Below are 24,437 nucleotides of genomic sequence, written 5' to 3'. Positions count from 1 at the left end.
CTTTACTCTTTTATAAAGGTGGATGGTTAATAATGTCTGAAAGAAACAATATAAGTCCGATCCATGTTGATGTAGCTGTAGGTATTCACAATGAAAAAGTAGCTGAATGCGTAAAAGATGTACTCACTTATTTGGGTGGGCAGCGTTGCACAGTTGGGACGGCTATAATCATATTGGAAAAGGCGAAAGAAGCCGCGACCAATTGTACAGTGATGCAAACCGCATACATTAATGAGATTGATTCAATCTTTTCAGCCAAAGAAAAATGACTCAGTTCCTTTAATTTCGTTTAATATCCTTTTGTAATTTTCTTGGTAAATCCAAACATAGTCTTCTGGATTTTTTAAGTCAGATAAGTTTGCGGAATTTTTTAGAAATAAAATAGTCAAATCATGAGCTACTTGATTACTGTCCAAAACTAACGCCTCCTTCTTTATTGTGTTTCTATCTTTTCGACATAAACTATCAACAGACCTCTAATTCCGTAGCGTTATCGCAATAGAACTAATTTAAAATACAAGTATGAAAGCCTCTGATAACTCAGGGGCTTATTTTGCGTTCAAAGAAAGGAATGATCGGTTGTGGATATACTTACGATTCATGGAGTGCGAGGGTTCATTGATGGAAATGGTACAGCTCAACTGAATTTAGGAGATACGGTGCGCGGCCTTGGATTTACTAAGTGCGAAACCAAGAACGGGAAGGAATACAACAGCATCCGGTGGGAACGCATTTTTGAATACCTGGATGAGTTTGGTTTCGACCACAAGTGGGCGAAAGAATCTTATATACCTGAGAATGTTTTCTATCGTCTTGCGATGAAGGCAAAAAATGAAGTAGCTGAAGCATTTCAGGCTAAGGTGGCAGATGAGGTACTACCTTCCATTAGAAAGACCGGAGGATACGTAGCGAACGAAAATGCATTCATCGAAACATATCTCCCTTTTGTTGACGACCAGACCAGAGCCATGTTCAAACAGACTTTAGCGGTTGTGCGACAACAAAACGAAGTAATCAAATCCCAACGTGAAGAAATTGAATATAAAGAGACGGTCATTGTCGGGTTGGTTGATGATATCGACCTTGCCGCTAAACGACAAATCTTGAACAGGGTTGTCCGTAGAGGTGGGAAAAGGTATCAAGAACGCTGGCGTGAGCTGTATAAGCAATTTGAAATGAAATACCATACCAATCTGACCGCGAGATTAGATCGTTACAACGAAGATCACAAACCGAAGCTAAAGAACAAAATTGATTTCATCGATAAGGTAATGGGGAAAATTCCAGAGCTTTATGAAATTGCTGCAAAGCTGTATGAGAATGATGTGAAAGAACTTGCTCAGGAACTATATGAATTGAACGGAAGATAATCCAGAGGACACTTTTAAAAGAAGGTGTCTTTTTTATTTGCTCAAAGGAGGTGAGGGAGTTGGCGAAGATAGTATCTACTTTGGAGGCACATTTGGACTTAACAAGACCAGTGGAGGAAATTACACAGGTAATTTCTGCTGTGATTGCTTCACAGCCACATAAACGTAAGGAAATACTTGAGGGATTGGATATTGCTGTAGGAAATGCATTAGCAGAGATACAAGCTCAAGAAGAAAAGAATCAAAAAGCAAACGATGATGGCTCAGGTAAAGTTTCCTGAACAAAGAGACGGGGGAAGCAAGGTGGATAAGTGGGAGGTTTTTAAGTTCAGTACTGCTTTAGGAAGCAGCGCTGTAACGTATTTTTACGGTGGGTGGTCGGGAGTATTGGGGGTGTTGCTCGCGCTGGTCATTATTGACTACGTAACTGGATTATTCGCGGCTGGCGCTGAAGGTAAGAAGGGAACTGGACCCGGTTTAAAAAGCAAGATTGGTCTTATCGGTATCGCTCGAAAAGTATTCATTTTTGCAATGGTAGCAGTATCCCATCTAATAGATGGAGTCTTAGGCGATTCGCACCTATTCCGGGATGCGGTCGCCTATTTTTATATGGCAAATGAGCTGCTGTCCATTTTGGAGAATGGCGGTAGACTCGGCGCTCCTATCCCGCCTGTGATCCGACAGGCGGTCGAAGTTTTGAAAAGTAAAAGTGGTAAGGAAGGAGAGAAAGACGATGCAACGAAGAAACAGCCGTAATGCAAGAGGGATCGACGTATCCCGTTATCAAGGAAAGATTGATTGGAAGGCGGTCAAGGCGGATGGTATTTCATTTGCCTTCATCAAGGCCAGCCAGGGGCAACGTTACGTTGATCCTACATTCACTACGAATGCAAAAGGAGCCAGAACAGCGGGGGTTTTGCTAGGTGCATACCACTTTTTAGATGCCACCAATGTTGAGGCAGCGAAAGCGGAAGCAAGGCATTTTGCAGGGGTATTGGAACAGGTAGGTGGTGGGAAATCACTGGACTTGCCGCCTGTAATGGACTATGAAAACAATCCTGGCAACTTGTCCAAAACACTTATTAGTGCTGTAGCTTTGGCCTTCCTGCTCGAGTTGGAGCGACTTACAGGACGCAAGCCCATTATCTATACAGGCAATGCATTCGCAGCCAATTTTAATGCTTCATTAGGCGGTTACCCACTATGGATAGCCCGATACAGTGATACTCGTGTCCCAAGCGACACAGTGACGTGGAAACGTTGGGATATTTGGCAATACAGCGATAGCGGTAAAGTGGCAGGCATTAAAGGGAATGTGGATATGAATGAGTATTCCGGCACGGTTGAAGAACTACGGACACGATTCGGGAAAAGATCTGCTATACCTGAACAGAACACAAAATCCGTATCATTCGGCACATTCCACGTCAATGGCAAGGAAGCGGGAAAAGCACTCCTGTATGGCTCCAGAACTTATGTACCGCTGCGATCTTTGGAAGACGCCTTGGGATTATCCTATCACTGGGACAACACCCGTAAGGAAGCGTATTTAAACGGAGCCAAGCTGCAAAGTGTCCAACTTGTAGAGAACACGGCTTATGTGCAGCTCAAGCCAATTGCAGAAGCTTACGGCGGAGTAGTGTCCTGGGATTCAAAACACAAAATCACATCCTTGAAAACGAAAGGGGAAAAGTAATCATGCAATCAATTATCGAAACTGTACAACCTTACGTAAATACCATCGCCACAGCCGCTGCGGGTGTGCTTACAGCATTTGTTTTAGGAGGTCTGAACAAACTCAAGACTAAGGTTAACGTGTGGCTAGAAGCGCGTACCACGGCGGCACAGAGGGAAGTAATCCATAAAATTGCTGGGGAGGGCTTTGCTTTTGCTCAAACAGCATTTAAAGAAGCTGGAGGAGAACGTAAGCTTCAGGAGGCTTTGCAGTATGCTTCACTTACTCTTTCCAGTCAAGGTATCGTAGTATCCCAAGTAGAGCTAAAATCCGCGATTGAGAAAGCATATCTGGAGTATAAGACCAAAACAAAAGCAGTATTGGCTACTGAAGCACAGCCAAACGAGGAGGTAGCACAGGCCGCAGCTAAGGAAGCTGTATCGGATCTTGCTCTAAAGATAAATGATTTCTTGGCTCAGGCTACAGCGGATGGGGTCGCTGTTGTTCCTACTCAGGTGCAGTCTGAATCCGAGCTTATTTTAGCGCCGGTAGAAGCTGTAGAAACGCCTATGACCACGGAATAAAAGGATAAAACAGTACCCTGCTGGTGTATGCTAGCAGGGTTATTTTTGTTTGAGCAATCATTCATTGTTTTTTCAGATTATTACCAATATAATGAAAACAACGAGAATTACTAAGAAAGGAGCTTTTTTGTATGAAGAAATGGTACTATAGTCGCAAATTCCTGTTTTCTTTTGCCACGCTCCTGACTTCAGTGATTGCCATTTCTGTATATAACAATCTGAATCATATTTTATCCAATTTTTTGGACTTCCTCAAATATGCTTTTGGTATCCTAGGTATTTTAACAACATTATATAATTACTATCATAAGTTTCATTTATTCATATCTAGACTCAAAATAATTTTTCTGAATAGCAATGCTACTTGGAATGTGAGTTCAGTTTTTGATGGTAACTTTGATGAATCAATACTTATTAAAATTAAGAAAAAAATCGAGGATATTGATGGGAAAGCAGAGTTTGTAATGGTTGATAATAATACAATTCAGGCCTTTTCTAAAGGACTAAATGTATTCTTTGATTATGCAACTATTTATGATGCGGATGAAGATGAGCATAGAGGGCATTTAGTTTTAAGAATTAGAGATTACAATGCATCTTACAGCTTAGCAATGGAAACATTGGATGAAAAAATAATTCCATTAATGACTTTGATTACACAAGAAACGAAACCCGAAGATTCAAAATATCTTTTTAAGATTGATTTCGGCAAGAGTAACCCGTTCATGGGACTGGCTGTAAAAAACATTGACAAGGCTTCTATTGTTGACTTTTCTTTTATGTACAATGAAAGTAAGGGGATCAGTAAGCGGAACGTTAAGGTTGGCAAAAAAGGAATTGAATGCACAACCACTACTCTTTCTGATTTTCAAACTGCTTCGGGAAATTTCTTATCTTTAGTGGGGGAGTAAAGATGCGAGCTTATCACTTTTTAGATGTTGAAAAGCTTGATTTGTTTGGTGAATCTAATGAGGTGATGACTCCGCAGCAATTGTCTATGGATAGTCACCAAGACTCAGAACCATCATCAAAAATCAAGTTAATAACTACACAGTACTATAGGGGATTCCAAAAACTTATAATCATTCATGAAGATGTGAAGAGAAAAAGTGGGAGAGCCTACGGTGAAGATGTTTTCTTTGAAAGATTTATTGAGAATAAGAGTATCAATGGATACTATAATCCTGAATTAAAAATTTTAATTCTCGAAGGTAATAAAAGCGCAGTTAACGGATCTATAAGACGCTTCAAAAGATATTTTCCAGAAAGTTTTTCTGTCAATAGATCGTTAGTTGATTTTGCTTATGTTGTTAAACATTCAACCAATGTCTGGGGGAGTTGGTTTGGAGGATTGAATACAGGCACTTTGAAAAGTGCCGCTCTTTTCGGCGATCACGTTAATTTAAGTGAAGATTATGATCGCATGAAGGCAGCAGGTAAGCTTTCATCACTAAATTGCGCTTTGAGTTTTGAAAAAGTGAGTTACGATTTTACAATAACAGCTAATAAAACCGTTGTTTTAATGCAGAATAGAACACCAGAGGAAGATATAGACTTGTTACTTGCTCTTAAACCAATCCTTTATAAAGAAGAAGTACTTACACCTTAGTTCAATACATAAGTTACACATGCAAAAGTATCGGTGACACCCTACTGGCTAAGCTGGTGGGGTGTTTTTATGTTTAAGGGGGTGAACGGTGTCAATTTTTTATGACACTTTTCACCCCTTGTGATTGGAGATTTGACACCAATTATCTAATCGGCATCGACGGCGTTCCCTATTGCTGTTCTTTATACATTTTCGCAATCTTCCAAATGTCATATGCTATTTTCATAGCTGGTCCGTACTGCAGTCCTTCTCGTAACTGTGATAGTATATCTATCATTCGCTGTTCTCGTTCCTGGACTACCCAATCTTTGTGTTGATTTACGGGGGTTCCTAAGAAAACCTGTTCATCATTAAACGTGTAATACCATCCAGGCAGCCCCAAATTACCGTCAATATGACCGTATTCTACATCACTGAAGTGCCCATCGGACCATAATTTACAAGCAAGCATAGCCTCTTGCGCGGCATAATTATAGGATTCTTCGCATAATTGAATTATTGTTGTTCGTTCACCAGGATCATTGAAACGCGCTAATCTCTCCTGCAGGACCGCAATTTGTAACACTACAGCCGTACAAAATGGAAGAACCGCTTTAAAACCAAGAGACTTACATTCTGACGTAAGGCCGTTTGATTCTGAGGTCGCGTCTTCTAAGCGGTCCAAGCTTGTATCTGGTGCGTTTTGATACGCCCTCATTAAAGACGTTAAAGCATCAATTCTAGCCTCACATTGACGGATCGCCTCGGCACTTAAAGCTTCGCGTACAACGGTTTCGATTTGACGAACGGTTTCTTTCAACAATTCTTTAACATTTAAATCTGTATCAAAAATTGAATTGAATATTTTTGCTCCAAGTGCTTGTAGAGCTCCTTGTGAGACCATTAAACCTAGCGCAGCCAAGGTAATGGGTTCAGCCATTAATTTATTATGTGAACTCACGCTGTTTTCTGGCACGTTCAGTGATCTCTCAAACAAACGGGAAAAATCATTAGATTCCGGTTCTATGTTTTTGTTCATGTTTACCCTCCATTGGATATCAACTATTTATAAATTCCCCATTTTATCCGTTCTATATACGAATTAAATGGCCTACAAGCGATCGGGGAGATCCAGTAAGGTTCACTTTGTGCTGAAAAAAGGCGATTGTATCGGCTTTTAATATATGACAAATTTTGTTTTGACGTAATTATAAAGGGCTGGGAGCGTGGACAGAGAAGGCCTATGCCGCCAGGTGACGTGTATAGATACTTCACGGAATATTAAAGTACCGGATTGCTCCATGGCTTTTTATTGAAGGGTTTCTCAAACTATTTACCGAATGCCTATTCTGAGGTGATCAACACGAACCATACATATAAAGTGTTAAAGTCGGATATAGAATTATTTGCAACTGCATTAAACCAGGTAAGAGTGTATGTAGTCCAGCCGTTGGGAGAGGATTTGATAAATATTGTAGATTACGGCGGTCCATTAGAGAAGATTACACCGGAGTCGATTAAAATTAACGGATCTTATTTCATGAGAAATCAGTTTGAATTTAGAGTAGATGTGAAAAAGGACTCCGCTGGAATGTAACCAGTATGGAGTCCTTTGTTGTCTTTTATTTAGTTGAATACTCACTTACTTCAAACGTAAGGATTTTGTTGAAGATTACGTAGTCTTTGCGGTTGCTGAATGGACCTATGTTGTTATTGTGCTTATCAATGGCAAAGAATGAAGGACCTCTTCCGGCATCTTTAGCGTCATACCAGGCGATGAAGGCACTCAATTCTTTTTTACTTAGATCGAATTCTTTATCAAATCCATTATCCATTGTTATAGTCAGAATAGCACGGTCTCCAGTAGGTTGCGATGATCCATCAGTATCCGATGATCCAGGCGTTGTAGATGGATCAGGCTTTGTTGATGGGTCAGGTGTTGTAGATGGGTCAGGTGTTGTAGATGGATCAGGTGTTGTAGGTGGAGCAACTGGGTTAGTATTATACATCTCAAAAGCTCCAAGAGTCAGAATACTTTGCCCATTATTCATTGATACATTTAGCCGATATTTTATATATTCTTTTGTGTTACTAAATGTAAATTCTTTTTTTACGGGTTGATCCCAATTACTTTGATTTTTTTGTGTATCGAGAACCACCCATGATGCTCCATCCCAGCCTTCAAAAGTCCAATCTTTTGGAGATTCAGCCTTGTAATTATTACCTCCACGAGCCTGTAATACATATTTGTTCACAACAACTGGTTTTTCAAATTGGTAACCAATCCATCCAGGGATGCCATTTACAGCTGTAGACCACCCGTTATCATTAAGGGATTGATCAAATACGGTCCATGGTTGGTGACTATCACTCCAACTGCTACTAGCACTAGCAATTCCAGAAGGAATGTTATTCCATGTCATTTTTGGAATTAAGTTAACATTACTTGAGCTAGCAAAAGAAGAACTTGCAAACATTGAAGCTAAAAAAAAGATAGAGAGTAAAGAGAAAAATATTTTTTTCATGTTAGAGCCCCTTTTTGTTTTATTTGCTAAGTAAGAATACAATTATCATAAAGGAATGTCTAAACATTTATGTCTATATATTCAAAATAAAGTTTAATGGTGAATTTTAATTTTTATTTTTATTATGTGACAACATATGCGATACTTCGACATGTCTCCCAATATAGTATTGAGAAGATTTAAATACTATGGAGGTGTCGTATGATAAAAGGATTTGTAAGAGGATTAATCGTATTTTTACTAGCCACTATTTTTTCCGTACAAGGTGTCTATGCTGAACCGACAGCAATGAGTCAGCAAGCAGCATCTGGGTATACGTTGGAGTTCCCAAGTTCACGTTACCCTGAAACCGGAGCACATATCAAAGATGCTATAGCAGTTGGACATTCAGCGGTATGTACAATTGATAGGGATGGAGCTGAGGAAAACAGGAAAGAGTCTCTAAAAGGTGTTCCGACTAAAAAAGGATACGACCGCGACGAGTGGCCAATGGCAATGTGTGCTGAAGGTGGCGCAGGTGCCGATATCCGATACATAACCCCTAGTGATAACCGGGGAGCAGGATCATGGGTAAGTCATCAGTTAGATAAATATGCTGATGGAACTAAAGTGAGGTTTATTGTTAAATAGTAAAAGGCTCTGCTAACCTTAATTGGTCGGCAGAGCTTTTTTTATTTGAACAATTTGGAAAGCAGCTTGAATATATTGAACGTGCTGCGATTGTACACCTTATTGTATGCCGCCTTACGTGGGTTTCTGAGCCATCCCCAGCCCCGTGGCATCTTGAGTCCTGCACGGTGTACAATCTGCCGTTTAAGGCTGGTACGAGCTGCTAAACGCTTGTTTAGGCTGGGTTTACGCGGGCCGTATTTCATGGCTATTCCTTTCTTTTTCGGATCAATTTAACCACTGCTATTACCAACCCAGTAAACGCGACAATACTGACCAGTATAGTAATAATCATAAACCAAATTGCCTTTACCATAAGTTTACCTCCTAATATAGAGGAGCCTCAGAAATATGTTACTTACTCAGTTTATATAGGCAATATTGGTTAAAGGATATGCCTTCTGCTGCTGCACGCTCCATCAAATGCTTATGCAAGGACTTTGGAGCACGTTGAAGCCATTTACCGCTAAATTGTTCTTCATTTACTGGTTCCGGTATCTCATCACCAAACTCAAGTTTTACCTCAAGGTAACCCTCCATAGCTTCTCTAACCATTTTCAGGGCTTCTTCTGGTGTTGCACCGTGGCTCTTACAGCCTTCCAATTCCGCGACTGTAGCTAAGTGGTAGCTTCCGCTTTCGTCGTTCATATGCTTAATCTGAATTGTATACGGGAGCGCCATGTAATACGCTATGTCTTTTTGGATCGGTTTTTCATTTGCCATATTAATGTAGGCTAGGATAAAATGATTTCGAGAACAAAGGGGAGGTACTACTCCCCGATGATCTCCAGTACGTCTTTGACGTACGCCGCCTTGACGGGTGTTTCAAAAGGTATCGGGAGCGTGTCTCCTGACTCATTTCGGAATATGTGATGCGAACCCTTAATTCGTACCACTATGTAACCCAGATGATTCAGGACTTTTGCTATCTCCGCGAACCTAATCCCGTTAGGGCGGTTTTTCATTTTCTCGATGATTTTATCGACCCTAGCCATATCTCACCTCCTGAATATATGATATCATATATGATATCATTATACAAGACTGTGAAGTGTTTTATTTGGAATAATATTCTTAGTTTTATAAGAACGCACGTTTGTATATAATAGTAACAAAGGAGTTGGTCGCTTTGTTACCTGATATCGAACGTAAGCTGCTACGGATACTCTACAACTATTCTGCTGGGCGAAGACGGTTGCCCAACATGAAAGAGCTGGAGATAAAGACAGGTAGGAGTTTAACGGATATAAAGGCGGGTCTGCTGGCTCTGGAAAAGGAAAACTACATCTTGTGGGAAGACAAATCGGATACGCGCCATATCGTAATAATAGAGGGCTGGGACAGGGACCAGAAGATTGTCACGCCGCCTGGAGCGGCAAACCGATACTATACGGAATATTGAGCCTCGGAGATATCCGAGGTTTATTTTTGTTTTCTGGAAAACATATCCCTTGTAAGGAACAAGTGTTCGGAATATAATTTGAACATAATACATCAGGAGGCTACATACATGTCTAAAAAATTAGAGGAAAATGGTTTATGGGAAAGCTCGCGCATTATTATACCGGAGCATAAAGAGGCTTATTTGCGTTTGATGAAAGACCGTCAGCGCCGTGGGAAACCAGAACTCGACGACCAAGAGGTACAATTGATTGAACAAGCTCTAATAGAGTCTTACAACACACGTACAGCCGTGACAGTGACCGTATTTAGCCCGTTTGATGATGAAGAGCTGACAGGGGTGGTTACTTCTATAAACACGGCAAGAAGGGAAGTAAAGCTGTCTCGTGGGGAAGATGATTTTAGCTGGATTAAGCTGGAGGATATTGTTTTCACAAGCTGAAAATAATTACCTCACATAATACATAAATATTTCCATTTACCTTGGTAATTGGATTGCCACGCATTGGTAGCAAATGTAGTATTAAAAGTGTGTTTGTTACCATTTATGTGAAGGGGATATGTGTTATGTGGGAGCCTATACGGTTCTTGCTTTTTTCGACTGTTGAAACTTTTGCAGCGTTTGTTCTAATGTTAACTATTTTCAGAGTTAGAGCTTTAGACTATGTATGGCCTGCATTGTTTATTGGATTAATAATGAATTTGCAGAGCTTTATTTTAAGAGAGGAAACATCATTAGCCTTTTTCGCTCCAACCATAAACATTATATTGTTTACACTATTGATAACCACGGTTGTTAGGATGCCGATTATTTGGGCAGCTATCATATCCATTACTGGCACGTTTCTGTACACGTTATTCCAAGCAGTAATTATATTGATGCTCTTTGGCACATTAACAACAGAAATGCAAACCTCGGCAGAGGGATCATTGGCGCAAGCAGTAACCAGCGCATGGGTATTAGCTATTTCGTGGTTTTTGTACAAATTTAAAATTGGCTTTACAGCAGATTATGAAAACCTTCGTTTTAGATGGGAGCACGTACTTGTTGTTATCCTGATAGTCGGGGTACTAGCATCATGTACATTCATGTTCTACTTCAACAATTTCTTTTTGAGTATTTTATTTATAACATTGGCATCTGCTATGTTCTTATATTATGCGCTAAGAACGGAGCGTGAATATTATAAAAAACCTTGATTCCATCGCTTTTGATATTGCAACACACATCAAAACCGTTGTACCCGATCATCCGGCATCTGTGAATGTTTTAAAACATGGGATAGCCGTTGTGATCAACACTGTTTCAATTATTTTATTAACTATTGGCATTTCGTTTTACACGGGTAAGGTCCTAGAAGCAGTAGTGGCGATGATTTCTTTTTCTTTACTCCGCCAAGTTGTGGGTGGGATGCATTTAAAGAGTAATCTAACATGCATAGTTGTATCAACAGTTTTACTTACCGCCTTATCATTTGCAAATTTCAACTATAATTGGGTCGTAATTACGTCGATATTAAGTATGATACTGGTCTTAATCTATGCCCCATCACGGATAGAGGGAAGGACTCGTATACCAAGGCGATACTACCCATTGTTAAAATATTTAGGAGTTACAATTGTTGCACTTAATTTGTGGTTGGCTTATCCGGTAGTAGCCGCTAGTTTTTTTGTTCAGAGTTTAACACTAATAGGGGGAGGTGATAGAGATGAAAAAAACTAAACTGAGTAAAGTGAAGGTTACTATGTATCACAATGTTGCCGCACTTCTTACAACACTTGCAGTTGCTTCCGTAAGCACAGCGAGTTTGTCATGGATTCACAGTCCTGAACCACCGAAAGAATTGCTAAAATAAAGTGGGGAATTGAAATGCTAAATTTAACTGCATCAGCAGACCCAGAAGGTTTTATCGATGGTGAAAACGTACCAGTGGATAAGGTTCTTTTTATATCTAAAGGGCGTAAAAGGAATCAGATTCTAGTGCACACATTTGAAAGAACCTACTACATGATTGGGACTTTACGACATTGGGAAAATTTCCTGAATAGTAATGGGTTCAAATTTTTGAATGTAGATAGAAGTAATACGTTGAATGTGGAAAATGTAAAAATCGTTAATGGCATTTTCAAAGACGCTTACTTTGAGTGCGAGGTAACTAAAACATCGAAAAGGTGTCCAATTTCACATCATCGGTTTGACGAGGTAGTCGAAGAAATGGGCTTCATGAATTCGAAAATAATCACCACTGGAGCTGCTACTAATTAGCGGCTCTTTTTGTCGAAAATTATTGTCTTTTAATGTCGAAACTTGTAACACATTCAGCGGCTGAATTTATGTTGCCAAAACACCTAATATTGGGATTTAATAGTAGCATGGTTATGGCAAACTAATATTTGTAGGATTATTGGTATAATCATCTTGTGGTCTTTAAATATAAGCAAACAGGAGGGGATATCGAAGTGCTTGTCCGATAAACACATGCTACATAAAAAAAGAGCGAGAGGGCGTGGGAACACAGCAATTTAAGGAAGAGGTGCAACTATGGCTAAACCATAGTTTTTTCCCGAGGGAGAGCCGACAGGCGGGCTCACTCATAGATCAGTTCGTATAGCTCCTCGACCTGACAGTCAAGAGCAAACGCAATATTGAACATTACATCAGCTGACATTTTATCTCTATTGTTCGCCCAATTTGAGATCAATTGTTCGCTGTACCCTGTTCGTTTAGCAAGATCAACTTGCTTCATACGACGTTCTTTGAGTAAGATTTTTAGTCGGCATCTCCCACGGGAGACACGCAAATTAAATCAATCTCCTTAAGGATTTTGAAAAATATTCTCAATGATTATAACATCGCACCTATTAGCAGTAAACCATGACCTTATACACAAAATGAATGATATAAAGGAAGTGCCTCTATGAAAAAGTATCAAATTGATATACCATGGAATGTTGAGAAGGAAAATGCCGAAATATTTATAAAATCCATGGCGATTGCATTCGATTTGGAATTGCCAGCAGAAGTTGAGACGGAGTCACCTTCATCAGTGTATCACTTTTTAATTTCGGAATAATTATCACGGTTCATATTAAACTGGCTTTTTCCTAGGATGTGTTGGAGGATAGAAACTAGATTACAGTGTACAATAAAATACACTGGCAGTGAGGCAGGACCAACACATACAGCAGAAGATACCACCCGCTAACCTAGTGGTCGGCGGATAATGATTTTGTATTTAGTAGATGACAAAAAGAGCAGTAAGGAATTAATCCTTCTGCTCTTTTTATTGGGGACAAATTGGGGACAGACTGTAGTATTTTGTGTAGAATACAGTCCAAATGAGTACATATATAAACATATAAAAGCCTTGAGGATACTGGATTTCAGAACTGTATGCCATTACAGTATATTAAAAACTCATGACTTAAAATCCTGCGGTAGGTGACTACCGTACCGGTTCGATCCCGGTCCTCGGCATTCTTGATTTATAACGGGCACATCAAAGTTAAATGAACGAAAATAATGAAGATCTTGTAACTGCAGCGGAGCATTCAGCAGATACACAAGATCAACAAAAAAACGTCTCACCGTTAACATACGGGGAGGTGTTTTTGTTTTGGCAAACTTACGGTGTATCAATTCGTGCCATCAAGTCGCTCTTGCGAGAGCTTACGACTAAATGCCTACAATACCAAGTAATTTATGATCTTAGTAAGGATATCGATACATCATCCAAAAGAATTGTGGCAAAGGTATCCTCTGCTGTAACACGGAACACTAAATCTCTGGAAACTGTTCCTGAATTTCCTGAGATTGAGAAAGTGCGGGAGACTCTCTCGTATTGAGATGAAGGTAGCGAAGTAAGTTGAATCGTGTAGGTTTGCTCCCCCAGGCTAACTTGAAGCCGACCACCGAAAGGTTTGATTAGATTGCGTACCCAGAAGGTTACACGGTATCTTCTTTGTCTACGCAGATCGGAGATCGTTTGCCTAAGTGAGACACTGTGCCCCGGGTTAGCCGTGATTCTGACCGCTTGATTCCCGCTGTGCGGATTGATATTGGTAATAAAGATTTGGCCTGTTACGTTGCTGACATTTGCGATCCATGGTGGTAAATCTTGATTTTCAAAGCCACCGTTTCTAACAACTGCCTGGGTAGGCAAAATCTTTTTTTTCTTCAAGGCGAGAGGCTGTGTAGTGGGTCTATTCATTGTCCGGCGGACAGAAGCTGCGCCTTTTCCAGTTTTCTTAGGTTTCATTTGAGTCAACTCTCTTTCTGTAGAACTGTTTTCTACACTAGTAGTTTATGAAATATGAATAAGAGTGTTCATAGGGAAGAAAATACAAAGAAAGACCGTCTAATGGCGGTCTTTTACGTTTCGATTTGAAATATATTGCGCAGGGCTATTTATGCTATAAAAAGGATTAAACCAAGTAGATCTATGCCAAAAAGTAGAAGTTATAAGAATACAGGAAAATCGAAATAGCTAGAAACGAAAGAATCAGCGTCGCGGTGTATATCTTTCTTAATAATGTAGTTTTGGTAACAGTGCATCTTCTCACAGCAAGAAAGGCGGCCGGTACAAAGGCAAGCCCAAGTACCCAGAAAAAGATAATATTCAAATTGAAATTGGACATGGGCTGAAAGGGGGCGCCTATCAATTGGATGCTGGAAGCAATGAGATTGACGATCACAAGCAGACCCAGCAAGGGTATTACGGTTACACTGTCAGGGAAGGGAAGCCGCGAAGTACTCTTCTGCTTTCTTGCGTCCTTGAGCTTCCGCAGCCATCCAATAATACCGAAAATAGAACCAAGCGCAAACCAAATACCGCATCCCCCGACCAGAATATAACTAAAAATGGATGTTTGCAGGAAGGAGATCGGCAATTGGTCATCGATCACTCCATATGACAACTGCGTCACTTTACCATCGGCATTGGTTAAGAAAAAAAGACGACTGATGTTTAAGCCCGCGTAATCATAAGGAGTGCTCCCGGGAGTCACGCGTTCAAAAAAATAGGGTTTGGTTTCTACATAATCAACATTAATATTCATGGATGGAATACTCAGAGTGATGCCGCTGTTGCTGTTGGCTGAGACCACTTCTTCCGCATTGGATAATACGGGTATAAGCTTCAATATACCAGATGATACTGCGCGAGCAGAGCGGTATTTTCCCGCCACATCCGCGCTATGCTTCAACGTGCTGTCCGCTTGCGGAGTAGCGTGGGAATCCCCGACAAACAGGTCAATGAGTTCGCTTCTCGCACCGGACATTTCATTTTCCACATTGGTCAGGATGCTGATCCCAAAGCTTTGATCCGGTACGATAGAGACCAGAGAGGAGAATGAATCTGTATTTCCACCGTGCTCGATTACACGATAATCCCCCGCGAACCGTTCCCAAAAGCCATGGGCATTCCCCGGAAGCTCGGGATAGTGGGTATACGAAGCCTCATGCATTTCTCGCAGGGTTTCATTCTTGTTGAACAGCGAATATTTAAAGGAATGGTCAATGTTCAGATGAGCAAGCATAAAATGAGCCATGTCCTCCGAAGTAATGTTTAACGCACCAGCCGGCACATCATTAAAGAAAACATTCGGCTTTGCCACCCAGTTTCCATCCTTCTTAGAGTAGCCTGTTGCTTTATGTTCGATAACCTCCGGGATAAGATCATATCGTTGTGTAAAGTAAGAATGCTTCATGTCCAGAGGCTCAAATATATGTTTCTGAATATAGGTTTCAAAAGGCATTCCAGATACACGTTCTATAATATAACCGGCCAGGTTGGTCCCATAGTTGGAATAAGTAATCACTGTTCCAGGCTCATAAATCTGTTCAGGCTGATTTCCGGATGCGATATGCTCCTTGAGAGGTCTAAGATCAGCAGCATCATGAACCAAAAGTTTTTCCAGGTGCTCCTCAAAACCTGCCGTGTGGCTCATCAGTGATTTCAGGGTAATAGGCTTATCAAAAGAAGGCTTGAGAAAGCCGTCAGGCAAGTATGTGCGGATGTCCGTATTCAAATCCAGCTTTCCTTGCTCCACCAGTTGCATTACTGCCGTCCAGGTGAACAATTTCGATACGGAACCGGCCTCCATATAGGTTGTTTCCGTACTCATGGGTGTTTGTTTCTCGATGTTTGCGTATCCGTAACCTTTTGAAAAAACAATTTTTCCGTCCTTTACTATGGAAACCGCAGCACCAGGAATCGCTGTTCCTATATATTTTTTCATAATCTGATCTGTTCTGTTTTCGATTTCGGAAATCGGAATTCCAGAGGGAGTGGTTGGAACGGACCCAGAAGCATATGCCTGAATTGGGATAAATGCCATCAATGCCAACAGGAACAAAGAGGCAAATTGTTTTTTTAATTTCATATCAAGTCTCCTTTTTGCTGCGCTTGAATCTTTAAGAGCAGTCTGTTTTTTGGAACATTTTTAGTGTAGCAGTCAAGTCTTTCTTATTTCTCTCCTGTTCCTTACTTTTTTCTTTCTCAAATGAAGCTTCAACTCTCAAGTGTTTTACCGAAAAAAACTATATTTACGTTGGGACAGCTTTATATGTATGTTGCCAACCTATAAAATAAAGACAAGAAGAATCCTCATAGTTGAAAAAAATAGGAGATGACAATAAATGAAAGCCTGTGAACCTCTGACTATTTCATCTGAAAGCGGATACAATCTTCAAACTGATGAAAGTGTGCCAATTGCCCACGCATGGAACATGATTGCGCGAGATCATAAGCAAGTGTTTGGCCGCGAGCCATTGCAAACAGAAGTAGAGCCCTCGATCATTATCCGTTATGCGCAGGAAGGAGATAGTTGTCCGCATTGGCCAGAGGGCTATTGTCTGCGTTTTGTTGCTGGTAGCAAGGGAACGGTACTCCATATTATTGGCCGTGATGAATTAGGAATTATTTATGGACTGCTTCATTACAGCCGTTTTGCTCTGGGTGTGGAGCCGTTCTGGTTCTGGGCGGAGCTTCTCCCGTCTAAGCGGGATACCATAGTTTTGCCGAGTCAGAATGTGGACAGTATACCGTCCAAGGTCCGATATCGGGGATGGTTTGTCAATGATGAGGTATGCTTGATTGGCTGGAAGGAAGATTATCCACCAACGGAGCAGGTGTGGCAGCCCGTTTTTGAAGCGTTACTGCGCTGCGGTGGAAATATGGTGATTCCGGGAACCGATTTACCACGCACAGGTATCCATCATAAGCTTGCAGCAGACATGGGCTTATGGATCACACATCATCATGCCGAGCCGTTGGGGGCGGAAATGTTTTTGCGCGCCTTTCCGGGTAAACAAGCTAGCTACAGAGAGCATCCCGAGTTGTTTGAACAGCTGTGGCAGGAAGCGATTGAACGGCAAAAGGGAGAGAAAATTGTATGGGTATTGTCTTTTCGCGGGCAGGGTGACAAGCCTTTTTGGGAAGATGATCCTTCCTTTAATACGCCGGACAAACGCGGACAATTAATCTCATATGTGGTTCGCAAGCAGTACAATATGATCTGTGAATTTGTGGAGCAGCCTGTGTGCTGTATGGCGATGTATGGTGAGATTGCCGAGTTATACAAGCAGGGGCATATTGAAGTACCCGAAGGGGTGATCAAAATATGGGCGGACAATGGTTACGGTAAAATGGTATCCCGGCGTCATGGGAATCTTAATTATCGTGTGCCAGCATTGCCTGAGGCGCAGGATGGGGGCAAGAATGGAGTATATTACCATGTGACCTTCCACGACTTGCAAGCGTCGAACCATCTTACCCAATTTCCCTCCTCAGCCAACTTGATTATAGACGAATTAACAACAGCGTTTACTTCAGGGGCGGACGAGTACCTGTTGGTCAATTCAGGAAATATTTTGCCGCATGTATATATGCTGGATTTAGTAGCAAATTTATGGACCAATGGTAACGTGGATGCCGAAGAGCAACTTACTGATTTTATCGGACGGCTGTACAGTAATCAGCTTCAAGAGATTTCCCAATTATACCGGGATTATTCCCGTTGTACGATCGTTTATGGCCTGCATAAGGATGATCGGGCAGGGGAGGAATTCTATCACCATCCAGCTCGGCAAATTATGGGGTATTGGCTACAAGGCAAAGAAGGCAGTGATGAACGGCTGTACTGGGCGACTGGAGAAAGGCCTTTTCCTGAACAGGTTCGCTGGTTCAAGGAAAAAGCCGAGTCGGCAATCCCGGACTGGGTTGAACTGCGAGAGCGGTGTCTACGAATAATGAAGCAGTTGTCAGAAAATGAATGTCGAAGGCTGTACAATCAACTGCTTGTGCAGATTGAACTGCATCTAAGTGGCTCACGTGGACTGGCAAGCTTATGTAGCGCTTATGGGTTGTTCCTTGGAAAAGATTATCCACGAGCATTTATACAAGCTTCTCATGCCGTTTGGAGCTACCGAATGGGTAAAGAAGCTTTATCGCTCGCAGGAACTGGAAGATGGGAGCATTTCTACCGGGCAGATTGGTTAACCAATCTAGATAACACTATTTCTCATGCGGACACGGTGCGGAGATTTCTTCGTCTTCAGGGAGACAGTCCGGATATGTTCCTATGGTCCAAACAATATCTAATGCCAGAAACAGAGAAATATATCTACCTAGAGAATACGCATCGCAAGCCCCTTCCCGATGATGAGTTGGCACGCTGTCTGGAGAAGGTATTATATTAGGAGGGTATGTAGCATAAGAAGCAACAGCGTCTGCCTGCAACCTTTCCAGCTTATACTACGTCAATGAAGTTGTTAATGGCCAAGCGGCCTAATTCAACTACAAGGTGGAACATAACATGAGTATGAGAAAAAGTGCATTTGCAGCCATTACAACTGTAGCCATTTTGTCCTTCTCCATTGGAGGTCAAATGTCTGCTGCAGACCGGCAATTTAAGGATTTGGATAACGTAAGTGGTAAAGAAAAAATTATATCCCTTAAAGATCAGGGTCTACTCAAAGGTGCCTCTGACACGCAGTTTCTCCCGTCATCTAAAGTCACCGCTGCCCAAGGCATTCAGTTGATCTCCGGCGGACTCCAGCTCAGTTTGGCCGCCATTGATTTGAACAAGGAGCCACAGGTCAGTAGACTGTTTACCCATGTTAAGGATAATGCATGGTACGCCGAAGCTTTTATCAACGCTCATTATAATGGTGTGGTTATTCCAAAGGATATTGATCCTGCCAAAGCTCTGACTAAGGAACAGTTCACCCACATGCTGATTCAGGGCATGGAAAAAGCAGGCGCTCTTCCGATGATTAAAATCGCACCTGCGAATATTGCGGATGACAGCGAACTGGAGCCTTCTTACCAAGGTAGCATTCAACGCTCGCTAGTCTACAAGGTCAATACTTTGGATGCAAATGAAAAGTTTCATCCTAAAAGCGAGATTACACGTGCCGAAGCTGCTGTTATGTTATATAATGCATTGGAATACCTGAATGCTCATACAAAATCGTAATAAATACAGCAATAAAGAGCTTTTCTTCTGAGGGAATTAAGCTTTCAGTTACTTGACATCATTATCGTTAATGTTATAATAAGGAAATCGAATTTAGACCTGCGGTAGCTGATTACCGTAAGGATATTTTCCTGGTCCTTCGGCATATAACACAGGTAACGAATAAATAAGCTGGCTCCGGATGAGGAGTTCAGCTTATTTTTTTGGATCAAAAAGCTTACCGTTTTCACAGATCTACATATTGAGAGGAGACAGGGGTATGTTTGGGAATGACTGGGATGATGTACTACGAGAAGAGGTCGAAAAGCCATACTTTAATGAATTAAGGTATACGTTAGCCCGAGAGTACAAGTTACATAAGGTATATCCTCCAAAAGAAGACTTGTTTTCCGCACTTAAATTAACGCCATTTTATCTGACCAAAGCGGTTATATTGGGACAGGATCCATATCATGGAGAGGGACAAGCTCACGGTTTGAGCTTTTCTGTTAGACCCGGTGTGCGAACACCGCCGTCTCTACTAAATATATACAAGGAGCTTCGCGATGATATCGGCACTCCCATTCCGAATAAGGGATACCTCGTTCCTTGGGCTGAGCAAGGTGTGCTGCTGCTGAACAACGTGTTAACCGTGCGTGAAGGACAACCGCAATCTCACCAGGGAATAGGTTGGGAACGTTTCACGGATGCTGTCATTGAAGCGATTAATGAGCGCGAGCAGCCCGCAGTATTTATTTTGTGGGGGAGCCATGCGCAGAAAAAAGCAAGCTTCGTGAATAGCAGCAAGCATTTGGTGCTGAAATCCGTTCATCCGAGTCCATTGGCGGCTCACAGAGGCTTTTTTGGTAGCAAGCCTTTTTCGCAAACCAATGCATTTTTGCAGGAGCATGGAATGGAGCCGATTCGGTGGGAGATTCCTAACCGCTAGCACTGGAGGTGAGGACATGCGTCAATGGAAGGGACGTCAGGTCATTTTATATCACGGCAACAATGGTCATACCCAGAAGGTACGCGGCACGCTCGAAAAATGGGATGATATACGAAAGTTCGTTATTTTAGGCCCGAAAATGCTGGCTATTCCTTTTGAAAATATTACGCATATTACCATGCTTCCTCCGGGGCGTGAGCGTAGAAGCCGCCATCCGGCGAAGCTGAACGCTATTGGTTATATAATGAGTGTTCCGTTACAGTTTGATAATGCCATTCATTTTCAGTCGGCGGTAACGATTTGGAGAGAGGATCAGCTGATTGCTTATAATGTAAAGCTGGTTAGTCACTCGGCACACGATGTAATTCTTGAGGATGGACAAACCTTATCTAAAGAAGAGCATTTGTTTGTGGTAAGGTCACTGCGTGGAGAACTTTAACTGTAATTATTCACCTTTTTTTGATGAAGGGTTCAATTTAGCTAGCTGCTAACCGATAAAAGTAATGGGATTGTTAATTATATCCTATTTTATAGAGATGAAACTAAGGGAGAGAAACGAATGGAGCGTATGAAACGTATGAGCAAACGGAGTACCTTCTTACTTGCTTTGCTGATGTTTGTATTTGCAGCATGGCCAGCGGGTTTGATCCGGGCCGAGGAGAGCACGACCTCCACGGTACAGTGGGACAGTCAAAATCCGACTACATTGAATCTGGGTGGAAGCCCCGCTCAATTAAAAGTGTGGTCATTGACAGAAAAGGGAAAAGAAGATGTAACCCAAAAGGCAGAATGGATCTCTGGGGATTCAAGTATTTTAAAGGTAGATAAGGGACTCATTACTCCTGTGTCAAAAGGGCAGATTAAGATTGTTGCCACATATGAGCAGCAAACGGTAAGTACAACGATTACAGTAAAATCGCCTTACAGCAAGCTGCAATTAAATCCGTCTAGTCCTATTAATTTGACGATTGGCGGAGAATCAAAGCAATTGACTGCTCAAGGTGTACTTACTGGAGGTGGAACGGAAAATGTATCCGGTGTCGAATGGACTTCTTCGAATGCGGCTGTTGCTACCGTTGAAGATGGTCTGGTTCGTCCACTTGCCAAAGGCGTGACTTACATTAAAGCAAGCAAAGATGAACATAAAGCACAAACGATTGTGTATGTGCGTTCTTCTTCTCAGGCATTAGTATTGAATGCAACTGGGTCCAAATCGGTCTTTCTGGGTAGCTCCCCAATTCAGGTTAGTGCAACCGATGTCAACCTGACTGGCGGCAAAACAGATGTGACCAACACGGCAGAATGGTCTTCCTCCAATCCGCTGGTTGCCACAGTCGAGCAAGGTAAAATCACACCGATGGATGCAGGCAATTCGACGATTACAGCGTCCTATCACGGTTTGAGCAAGACTCTGAAGATTAATGTACTTCCGACGGTTGAAAAACTGGTTTCAAGCAAAGCCAGTCTGACTCTCGAAACAGGAGGCAAAACTTCTCTTCCGAGTATATCTGCTTATTTGGTCAATGGGGCTAAAAAAGCAGTTCAATCCGATGTGAAATGGAGCTTAAGCAGTGAAAGTGCAGTTAAAATAGCAAATGGTAAGCTGGTTGCAGTGAACCCAGGCAGTGCAACATTGACAGCAACGGTAGGTGCGCTCAAACTGGATATTCCAGTGACTGTGCAATACAAAGTACTTAAACTAACCGCTTCAGAGAAAAAATACGTATTGGTTGCAGGCCAAGAAGCAAGTATTCCGACAGTAAAAGCACACATGGCTGGTGGCGGAATCTTGGATGTTACCAATCAGGTAAGCTGGGTAGGTACAACAGCCGCAGTTACAGTAGCAAATGGTAAAGTAAAAGCGGTGAATGGCGGTAACTCTGGAATCAAGGCTATGTATATGAATAAATATGTGAAAGTACCTGTCATTGTGGAAGGGGCCATTTCTACATTGACACCAAGCTTTTCGAGTGTTGGTATGAATTTGAAAGGAAGTAAGTCCATCAAAGTCGTCGGCATATATACGGATGGTAAAAAAGCTACACTGAGCAGCAAAGTGAAATGGACAACATCGAATGCTTCCGTAGCAATTGTAAAAGGCTCTTCTATTAAAGCCGTTGGAATTGGAACAGCAACGATTACGGGCACATATCAGGATAAGTCGTTTAACGTTGAGATCAAGGTCACACCTAAGCTGCTCAAACTGGTATTGAGCAATAAAAATCTGAAACTGCCTAAAGGCTCCTCTCAAGTGCTTAGTGTGAATGCAGTTTATGATTCAGGTGCTACTACCAATGTGACAAGCTCAGCGGTATGGACATCTTCCAAACCGTCGATTGTACAGGTTACAGCTGGTCAGGTGAAGGCCTTGGATAGCGGTAGCTCCAGCATTAAAGTAGTCTATGATGGTAAGAAGGTAACGACATCTGCTAAAGTGTTAAAATAGCTGCGTACAATGCGACATCCGCTTATACTAAAATACCCCCGGTCCAAAGACCGGGGGTATTTTCAGCTTATTCTACGCCGTCCTGATAATGATTTTTCCAGTGCTTATCGCCTTTGTGTGCGAAGTCTTCAACTGTCTTTTCCAAAGTAGCTATCAGCTGGGCTTTAATCTCAGAAATCGTGTCGCGAAACAGTCTTTCTTCCGTACCATTGATTTTTTCACCATATAGAGCCTGGGCCGCTACAAATTGACGATGTTGCTCCACAAAACTGTCAATCGAATGCAATGCATGCTCCACATATTGTGAAATGCTATGATGCTCGTTAGGGAGTTGCAATTTTAATTCTTGAACTCTGTTTAATAATGCCATGATGATCACCTCGTGCGTTTTGTTATGTCAATAATTATACATCATTTTCGGAAAACTTTCATTAAATTTTGATTAAAATGTGACTTTTATTATGTCATGATTGCATTTTCAATGGTGATCAGGCATAATTTTCGGAATTATTTCATTCTTTCCTTTGTGTCGAGATTTTAAAATTTAATATATATGACACGAAGATGATATAAGAGCAAGCTGCGACAGCTGTCTTTCTGACATGTTATAATGAGGTAAAAGCCCAGTCGGAAAGGTTGTCAGTATGGTATGAAGCTTTTTAAAGGTTTATTTTGGGGGATTCTGATCAGTCTTCTCCTGTGGTGCGCCTTGTTTGGGCTTGTCCACTGGATGTCTCAATAAGTTGCTTCCGGTATTCTTATACAATAACTCTTGCGACTGTATCCACGTCATTAACGGAAATCGTATATACGTGTTCGTCATCATAGAGCTTGAATTGCTGAGTTTCTTGGTCAGATAGGAGCTTAGGCCAGCCGATTACGGTACTTCCATTCAGTAACCGGATTACAACGGCTTGCATTTGGCTCACGGCTAGTTTGATCTCATCGTTCATTCGTACAACCTCCTCTCTATACTATTTGTCGTCGGATATTTAACCTTTTTTTATAGTCGGTAAGGGGTTACAAAAAATAAAATCTGGGGTTACCTTAGCTGAAGGTCATTTACTGGAATAGCTTGAAAGGAAGAGGGAAATTGAAGAAAAAGTTGCTAAGTTTTATAGCCTTAGTGTTGCTAGCTGTGGGAGCGTACTGGTTTGAAGGAGACAATCTTTTTACGAAAATAACAGGAGAGAACCCGCCTTCATCGGCTCAAGTAACGCTGCAATTTCCGTCAGGTCGTTATCCTGAAACGGCGCAGCATATTAAGGAAGCCATTCAAGCGGGAAAATCACCAGTATGCACAATTGACCGGGAAGGAGCCGAGCAAAATCGTAAGCATTCACTTGCGGGTGTTCCTACTCGTAAAGGGTTTGATCGTGATGAATGGCCGATGGCTATGTGCTCAGAAGGGGGCAAAGGTGCAAATGTCAAATACATAGCTCCTAAGGATAACCGTGGGGCAGGATCATGGGTCAGTCACCAGTTAGATCAGTACGATGATGGGATTCGTGTAAAATTCGTTATTAAATAGTTTTTGATTTAGTGTTTTTACCTTTTAGCTCCTTAGATGTTTCCTGTTTGGCTTTAATCAGCGCCAAAAAATCAAAAAAATCACCTAGTGTATTGAAGCCGGCACCTAATATGGCCAGGTCTTCAGCAGATAGTTGATCTAACCATTCCATTTGCTTAGCGTCAAACATATTATCACCGCCAACCCTTAATAATGTATAGTATGTAGTGGCGGCAACGAAGGTCAGGGCTCTGGCATACC

At 41.6% G+C, this 24,437-nt stretch carries 35 protein-coding genes; 23 read left to right on the top strand and 12 right to left on the bottom strand.

What is annotated here, in order from left to right; genetic code table 11:
- Positions 1 to 32: 32 nt before the first annotated feature.
- Positions 33 to 269: a hypothetical protein gene (locus AC5ELV_RS07330; RefSeq protein WP_493429677.1), complete on the top strand. Its 237-nt coding sequence runs from the start codon at positions 33 to 35 to the stop codon at positions 267 to 269.
- Here AC5ELV_RS07330 and AC5ELV_RS07325 read toward each other — a convergent pair.
- The gene (locus AC5ELV_RS07325; protein ID WP_493429676.1) at positions 252 to 416 is read right to left on the bottom strand and encodes a hypothetical protein; all 165 of its coding nucleotides are present in this window, start codon (positions 414 to 416) and stop codon (positions 252 to 254) included. The genes AC5ELV_RS07330 and AC5ELV_RS07325 overlap by 18 nt on opposite strands.
- A gap of 165 nt (positions 417 to 581) precedes the next feature.
- On the opposite strand from AC5ELV_RS07325, the gene AC5ELV_RS07320 reads away from it, so the two are divergent.
- The 7 genes from AC5ELV_RS07320 to AC5ELV_RS07290 all read left to right on the top strand — a co-directional run bounded on the left by AC5ELV_RS07320 (position 582) and on the right by AC5ELV_RS07290 (position 5,238).
- The gene (locus tag AC5ELV_RS07320; RefSeq protein WP_493429675.1) at positions 582 to 1,370 is read left to right on the top strand and encodes a BRO-N domain-containing protein; all 789 of its coding nucleotides are present in this window, start codon (positions 582 to 584) and stop codon (positions 1,368 to 1,370) included.
- A 59-nt stretch (positions 1,371 to 1,429) separates the two neighbouring features.
- Positions 1,430 to 1,651: a hypothetical protein gene (locus tag AC5ELV_RS07315; protein WP_493429674.1), complete on the top strand. Its 222-nt coding sequence runs from the start codon at positions 1,430 to 1,432 to the stop codon at positions 1,649 to 1,651.
- Positions 1,626 to 2,126 (top strand): phage holin family protein, encoded by a 501-nt coding sequence (locus AC5ELV_RS07310; protein ID WP_493429673.1) that lies wholly within the window; start codon positions 1,626 to 1,628, stop codon positions 2,124 to 2,126. The genes AC5ELV_RS07315 and AC5ELV_RS07310 overlap by 26 nt, the downstream gene beginning before the upstream one ends.
- On the top strand, positions 2,104 to 3,066 hold the full coding sequence (locus tag AC5ELV_RS07305) for a GH25 family lysozyme (protein ID WP_493429672.1): 963 nt from the start codon (positions 2,104 to 2,106) through the stop codon (positions 3,064 to 3,066). The genes AC5ELV_RS07310 and AC5ELV_RS07305 overlap by 23 nt, the downstream gene beginning before the upstream one ends.
- Positions 3,067 to 3,068: 2 nt before the next feature.
- Positions 3,069 to 3,629 carry a phage holin, LLH family gene (locus AC5ELV_RS07300; RefSeq protein ID WP_493429671.1) on the top strand — a complete coding sequence of 187 codons (561 nt, stop codon included), beginning with the start codon at positions 3,069 to 3,071 and terminating at the stop codon, positions 3,627 to 3,629.
- A 131-nt stretch (positions 3,630 to 3,760) separates the two neighbouring features.
- The gene (locus AC5ELV_RS07295) at positions 3,761 to 4,540 is read left to right on the top strand and encodes a hypothetical protein (protein WP_493429670.1); all 780 of its coding nucleotides are present in this window, start codon (positions 3,761 to 3,763) and stop codon (positions 4,538 to 4,540) included.
- A gap of 2 nt (positions 4,541 to 4,542) precedes the next feature.
- Positions 4,543 to 5,238: a hypothetical protein gene (locus AC5ELV_RS07290; RefSeq protein WP_493429669.1), complete on the top strand. Its 696-nt coding sequence runs from the start codon at positions 4,543 to 4,545 to the stop codon at positions 5,236 to 5,238.
- Between the two features lie 169 nt (positions 5,239 to 5,407).
- Here AC5ELV_RS07290 and AC5ELV_RS07285 read toward each other — a convergent pair whose 3' ends face one another.
- Positions 5,408 to 6,256 (bottom strand): hypothetical protein, encoded by an 849-nt coding sequence (locus tag AC5ELV_RS07285; protein WP_493429668.1) that lies wholly within the window; start codon positions 6,254 to 6,256, stop codon positions 5,408 to 5,410.
- A 315-nt stretch (positions 6,257 to 6,571) separates the two neighbouring features.
- Between AC5ELV_RS07285 and AC5ELV_RS07280 the strand changes: the two genes are divergently transcribed.
- The gene (locus tag AC5ELV_RS07280; protein ID WP_493429667.1) at positions 6,572 to 6,814 is read left to right on the top strand and encodes a hypothetical protein; all 243 of its coding nucleotides are present in this window, start codon (positions 6,572 to 6,574) and stop codon (positions 6,812 to 6,814) included.
- 25 nt (positions 6,815 to 6,839) lie between these two features.
- On the opposite strand, the gene AC5ELV_RS07275 is transcribed toward AC5ELV_RS07280, so the two are convergent.
- Positions 6,840 to 7,742, bottom strand: a complete 903-nt coding sequence (locus AC5ELV_RS07275; protein ID WP_493429666.1) for a discoidin domain-containing protein — start codon at positions 7,740 to 7,742, stop codon at positions 6,840 to 6,842.
- Between the two features lie 201 nt (positions 7,743 to 7,943).
- Here AC5ELV_RS07275 and AC5ELV_RS07270 point away from each other — a divergent pair, with 201 nt between their 5' ends.
- A complete protein-coding gene (locus AC5ELV_RS07270; RefSeq protein WP_302055903.1) occupies positions 7,944 to 8,372 on the top strand; it encodes a NucA/NucB deoxyribonuclease domain-containing protein in 429 nt (142 codons plus the stop codon).
- Between the two features lie 41 nt (positions 8,373 to 8,413).
- Here AC5ELV_RS07270 and AC5ELV_RS07265 read toward each other — a convergent pair whose 3' ends face one another.
- From AC5ELV_RS07265 to AC5ELV_RS07255, 3 genes are all read right to left on the bottom strand, one after another.
- Positions 8,414 to 8,617: a hypothetical protein gene (locus AC5ELV_RS07265; protein WP_493429665.1), complete on the bottom strand. Its 204-nt coding sequence runs from the start codon at positions 8,615 to 8,617 to the stop codon at positions 8,414 to 8,416.
- 148 nt (positions 8,618 to 8,765) lie between these two features.
- A complete protein-coding gene (locus AC5ELV_RS07260; protein ID WP_493429664.1) occupies positions 8,766 to 9,134 on the bottom strand; it encodes a toxin-antitoxin system HicB family antitoxin in 369 nt (122 codons plus the stop codon).
- Positions 9,135 to 9,181: 47 nt separating this feature from the next.
- Positions 9,182 to 9,406, bottom strand: coding sequence for a type II toxin-antitoxin system HicA family toxin (locus AC5ELV_RS07255; RefSeq protein ID WP_058830682.1), 225 nt, complete (start codon positions 9,404 to 9,406; stop codon positions 9,182 to 9,184).
- A gap of 134 nt (positions 9,407 to 9,540) precedes the next feature.
- Here AC5ELV_RS07255 and AC5ELV_RS07250 point away from each other — a divergent pair, with 134 nt between their 5' ends.
- The 6 genes from AC5ELV_RS07250 (at position 9,541) to AC5ELV_RS07225 (ending at position 12,078) form a co-directional block, all read left to right on the top strand.
- On the top strand, positions 9,541 to 9,813 hold the full coding sequence (locus AC5ELV_RS07250; RefSeq protein ID WP_493429663.1) for a hypothetical protein: 273 nt from the start codon (positions 9,541 to 9,543) through the stop codon (positions 9,811 to 9,813).
- A 108-nt stretch (positions 9,814 to 9,921) separates the two neighbouring features.
- The gene (locus AC5ELV_RS07245) at positions 9,922 to 10,254 is read left to right on the top strand and encodes a YolD-like family protein (RefSeq protein ID WP_493429662.1); all 333 of its coding nucleotides are present in this window, start codon (positions 9,922 to 9,924) and stop codon (positions 10,252 to 10,254) included.
- A gap of 125 nt (positions 10,255 to 10,379) precedes the next feature.
- Positions 10,380 to 11,012, top strand: coding sequence for a hypothetical protein (locus tag AC5ELV_RS07240; protein WP_493429661.1), 633 nt, complete (start codon positions 10,380 to 10,382; stop codon positions 11,010 to 11,012).
- Positions 10,990 to 11,535, top strand: coding sequence for an accessory gene regulator ArgB-like protein (locus AC5ELV_RS07235; protein ID WP_493429660.1), 546 nt, complete (start codon positions 10,990 to 10,992; stop codon positions 11,533 to 11,535). The genes AC5ELV_RS07240 and AC5ELV_RS07235 overlap by 23 nt, the downstream gene beginning before the upstream one ends.
- Positions 11,522 to 11,668, top strand: a complete 147-nt coding sequence (locus tag AC5ELV_RS07230; protein WP_493429659.1) for a cyclic lactone autoinducer peptide — start codon at positions 11,522 to 11,524, stop codon at positions 11,666 to 11,668. The genes AC5ELV_RS07235 and AC5ELV_RS07230 overlap by 14 nt, the downstream gene beginning before the upstream one ends.
- Positions 11,669 to 11,682: 14 nt before the next feature.
- A complete protein-coding gene (locus AC5ELV_RS07225; RefSeq protein ID WP_493429658.1) occupies positions 11,683 to 12,078 on the top strand; it encodes a LytTR family transcriptional regulator DNA-binding domain-containing protein in 396 nt (131 codons plus the stop codon).
- A 322-nt stretch (positions 12,079 to 12,400) separates the two neighbouring features.
- On the opposite strand, the gene AC5ELV_RS07220 is transcribed toward AC5ELV_RS07225, so the two are convergent.
- The gene (locus AC5ELV_RS07220; protein ID WP_476125405.1) at positions 12,401 to 12,613 is read right to left on the bottom strand and encodes a helix-turn-helix domain-containing protein; all 213 of its coding nucleotides are present in this window, start codon (positions 12,611 to 12,613) and stop codon (positions 12,401 to 12,403) included.
- Positions 12,614 to 12,730: 117 nt separating this feature from the next.
- Here AC5ELV_RS07220 and AC5ELV_RS07215 point away from each other — a divergent pair, with 117 nt between their 5' ends.
- Positions 12,731 to 12,886 (top strand): hypothetical protein, encoded by a 156-nt coding sequence (locus AC5ELV_RS07215; RefSeq protein WP_493429657.1) that lies wholly within the window; start codon positions 12,731 to 12,733, stop codon positions 12,884 to 12,886.
- A 627-nt stretch (positions 12,887 to 13,513) separates the two neighbouring features.
- Here the strand turns inward: AC5ELV_RS07215 and AC5ELV_RS07210 are convergent.
- Positions 13,514 to 14,071 carry a carbohydrate binding domain-containing protein gene (locus AC5ELV_RS07210; RefSeq protein ID WP_493429656.1) on the bottom strand — a complete coding sequence of 186 codons (558 nt, stop codon included), beginning with the start codon at positions 14,069 to 14,071 and terminating at the stop codon, positions 13,514 to 13,516.
- Between the two features lie 181 nt (positions 14,072 to 14,252).
- Positions 14,253 to 16,196, bottom strand: coding sequence for a serine hydrolase domain-containing protein (locus tag AC5ELV_RS07205; RefSeq protein WP_493429655.1), 1,944 nt, complete (start codon positions 16,194 to 16,196; stop codon positions 14,253 to 14,255).
- Between the two features lie 256 nt (positions 16,197 to 16,452).
- On the opposite strand from AC5ELV_RS07205, the gene AC5ELV_RS07200 reads away from it, so the two are divergent.
- The 5 genes from AC5ELV_RS07200 (at position 16,453) to AC5ELV_RS07180 (ending at position 22,666) form a co-directional block, all read left to right on the top strand.
- Positions 16,453 to 18,513: a glycosyl hydrolase 115 family protein gene (locus AC5ELV_RS07200; RefSeq protein WP_493429654.1), complete on the top strand. Its 2,061-nt coding sequence runs from the start codon at positions 16,453 to 16,455 to the stop codon at positions 18,511 to 18,513.
- Between the two features lie 116 nt (positions 18,514 to 18,629).
- Positions 18,630 to 19,292, top strand: a complete 663-nt coding sequence (locus tag AC5ELV_RS07195; protein ID WP_493429653.1) for an S-layer homology domain-containing protein — start codon at positions 18,630 to 18,632, stop codon at positions 19,290 to 19,292.
- Positions 19,293 to 19,551: 259 nt separating this feature from the next.
- The gene (locus AC5ELV_RS07190; RefSeq protein WP_493429652.1) at positions 19,552 to 20,220 is read left to right on the top strand and encodes a uracil-DNA glycosylase; all 669 of its coding nucleotides are present in this window, start codon (positions 19,552 to 19,554) and stop codon (positions 20,218 to 20,220) included.
- A gap of 16 nt (positions 20,221 to 20,236) precedes the next feature.
- A complete protein-coding gene (locus tag AC5ELV_RS07185; RefSeq protein WP_493429651.1) occupies positions 20,237 to 20,659 on the top strand; it encodes a hypothetical protein in 423 nt (140 codons plus the stop codon).
- A gap of 120 nt (positions 20,660 to 20,779) precedes the next feature.
- Positions 20,780 to 22,666, top strand: a complete 1,887-nt coding sequence (locus tag AC5ELV_RS07180) for an Ig-like domain-containing protein (RefSeq protein WP_493429650.1) — start codon at positions 20,780 to 20,782, stop codon at positions 22,664 to 22,666.
- Between the two features lie 67 nt (positions 22,667 to 22,733).
- Here AC5ELV_RS07180 and AC5ELV_RS07175 read toward each other — a convergent pair whose 3' ends face one another.
- Both AC5ELV_RS07175 and AC5ELV_RS07170 read right to left on the bottom strand, forming a co-directional pair.
- On the bottom strand, positions 22,734 to 23,036 hold the full coding sequence (locus AC5ELV_RS07175) for a hypothetical protein (protein WP_493429649.1): 303 nt from the start codon (positions 23,034 to 23,036) through the stop codon (positions 22,734 to 22,736).
- 388 nt (positions 23,037 to 23,424) lie between these two features.
- On the bottom strand, positions 23,425 to 23,619 hold the full coding sequence (locus AC5ELV_RS07170; RefSeq protein ID WP_013310963.1) for a hypothetical protein: 195 nt from the start codon (positions 23,617 to 23,619) through the stop codon (positions 23,425 to 23,427).
- Between the two features lie 140 nt (positions 23,620 to 23,759).
- Here AC5ELV_RS07170 and AC5ELV_RS07165 point away from each other — a divergent pair, with 140 nt between their 5' ends.
- Positions 23,760 to 24,197, top strand: coding sequence for a NucA/NucB deoxyribonuclease domain-containing protein (locus tag AC5ELV_RS07165; protein ID WP_493429648.1), 438 nt, complete (start codon positions 23,760 to 23,762; stop codon positions 24,195 to 24,197).
- Here the strand turns inward: AC5ELV_RS07165 and AC5ELV_RS07160 are convergent.
- The gene (locus tag AC5ELV_RS07160) at positions 24,190 to 24,366 is read right to left on the bottom strand and encodes a hypothetical protein (protein ID WP_016822419.1); all 177 of its coding nucleotides are present in this window, start codon (positions 24,364 to 24,366) and stop codon (positions 24,190 to 24,192) included. The two genes, AC5ELV_RS07165 and AC5ELV_RS07160, sit on opposite strands and share 8 nt — an antisense overlap.
- Between the last annotated feature and the right edge of the window lie 71 nt (positions 24,367 to 24,437).

The sequence above is a fragment of the Paenibacillus sp. NMA1017 genome, assembly GCF_058895805.1.
Note: the sequence above shows the minus strand (reverse complement) of the source record. Positions and strands in the feature narration are given on the sequence as shown.

Coding starts and splice junctions, on each gene's coding strand:
- AC5ELV_RS07310 (WP_493429673.1), top strand. CDS start 1,626: ATGATGGCTCAGGTAAAGTTTCCTGAACAAAGAGACGGGGGAAGCAAG.
- AC5ELV_RS07170 (WP_013310963.1), bottom strand. CDS start 23,619: ATGAACGATGAGATCAAACTAGCCGTGAGCCAAATGCAAGCCGTTGTA.
- AC5ELV_RS07300 (WP_493429671.1), top strand. CDS start 3,069: ATGCAATCAATTATCGAAACTGTACAACCTTACGTAAATACCATCGCC.
- AC5ELV_RS07210 (WP_493429656.1), bottom strand. CDS start 14,071: ATGAAACCTAAGAAAACTGGAAAAGGCGCAGCTTCTGTCCGCCGGACA.
- AC5ELV_RS07255 (WP_058830682.1), bottom strand. CDS start 9,406: ATGGCTAGGGTCGATAAAATCATCGAGAAAATGAAAAACCGCCCTAAC.
- AC5ELV_RS07305 (WP_493429672.1), top strand. CDS start 2,104: ATGCAACGAAGAAACAGCCGTAATGCAAGAGGGATCGACGTATCCCGT.
- AC5ELV_RS07330 (WP_493429677.1), top strand. CDS start 33: ATGTCTGAAAGAAACAATATAAGTCCGATCCATGTTGATGTAGCTGTA.
- AC5ELV_RS07265 (WP_493429665.1), bottom strand. CDS start 8,617: ATGAAATACGGCCCGCGTAAACCCAGCCTAAACAAGCGTTTAGCAGCT.
- AC5ELV_RS07185 (WP_493429651.1), top strand. CDS start 20,237: ATGCGTCAATGGAAGGGACGTCAGGTCATTTTATATCACGGCAACAAT.
- AC5ELV_RS07215 (WP_493429657.1), top strand. CDS start 12,731: ATGAAAAAGTATCAAATTGATATACCATGGAATGTTGAGAAGGAAAAT.
- AC5ELV_RS07225 (WP_493429658.1), top strand. CDS start 11,683: ATGCTAAATTTAACTGCATCAGCAGACCCAGAAGGTTTTATCGATGGT.
- AC5ELV_RS07160 (WP_016822419.1), bottom strand. CDS start 24,366: ATGTTTGACGCTAAGCAAATGGAATGGTTAGATCAACTATCTGCTGAA.
- AC5ELV_RS07195 (WP_493429653.1), top strand. CDS start 18,630: ATGAGTATGAGAAAAAGTGCATTTGCAGCCATTACAACTGTAGCCATT.
- AC5ELV_RS07290 (WP_493429669.1), top strand. CDS start 4,543: ATGCGAGCTTATCACTTTTTAGATGTTGAAAAGCTTGATTTGTTTGGT.
- AC5ELV_RS07190 (WP_493429652.1), top strand. CDS start 19,552: ATGTTTGGGAATGACTGGGATGATGTACTACGAGAAGAGGTCGAAAAG.
- AC5ELV_RS07205 (WP_493429655.1), bottom strand. CDS start 16,196: ATGAAATTAAAAAAACAATTTGCCTCTTTGTTCCTGTTGGCATTGATG.
- AC5ELV_RS07240 (WP_493429661.1), top strand. CDS start 10,380: ATGTGGGAGCCTATACGGTTCTTGCTTTTTTCGACTGTTGAAACTTTT.
- AC5ELV_RS07180 (WP_493429650.1), top strand. CDS start 20,780: ATGGAGCGTATGAAACGTATGAGCAAACGGAGTACCTTCTTACTTGCT.
- AC5ELV_RS07245 (WP_493429662.1), top strand. CDS start 9,922: ATGTCTAAAAAATTAGAGGAAAATGGTTTATGGGAAAGCTCGCGCATT.
- AC5ELV_RS07175 (WP_493429649.1), bottom strand. CDS start 23,036: ATGGCATTATTAAACAGAGTTCAAGAATTAAAATTGCAACTCCCTAAC.
- AC5ELV_RS07200 (WP_493429654.1), top strand. CDS start 16,453: ATGAAAGCCTGTGAACCTCTGACTATTTCATCTGAAAGCGGATACAAT.
- AC5ELV_RS07285 (WP_493429668.1), bottom strand. CDS start 6,256: ATGAACAAAAACATAGAACCGGAATCTAATGATTTTTCCCGTTTGTTT.
- AC5ELV_RS07295 (WP_493429670.1), top strand. CDS start 3,761: ATGAAGAAATGGTACTATAGTCGCAAATTCCTGTTTTCTTTTGCCACG.
- AC5ELV_RS07275 (WP_493429666.1), bottom strand. CDS start 7,742: ATGAAAAAAATATTTTTCTCTTTACTCTCTATCTTTTTTTTAGCTTCA.
- AC5ELV_RS07270 (WP_302055903.1), top strand. CDS start 7,944: ATGATAAAAGGATTTGTAAGAGGATTAATCGTATTTTTACTAGCCACT.
- AC5ELV_RS07230 (WP_493429659.1), top strand. CDS start 11,522: ATGAAAAAAACTAAACTGAGTAAAGTGAAGGTTACTATGTATCACAAT.
- AC5ELV_RS07260 (WP_493429664.1), bottom strand. CDS start 9,134: ATGGCAAATGAAAAACCGATCCAAAAAGACATAGCGTATTACATGGCG.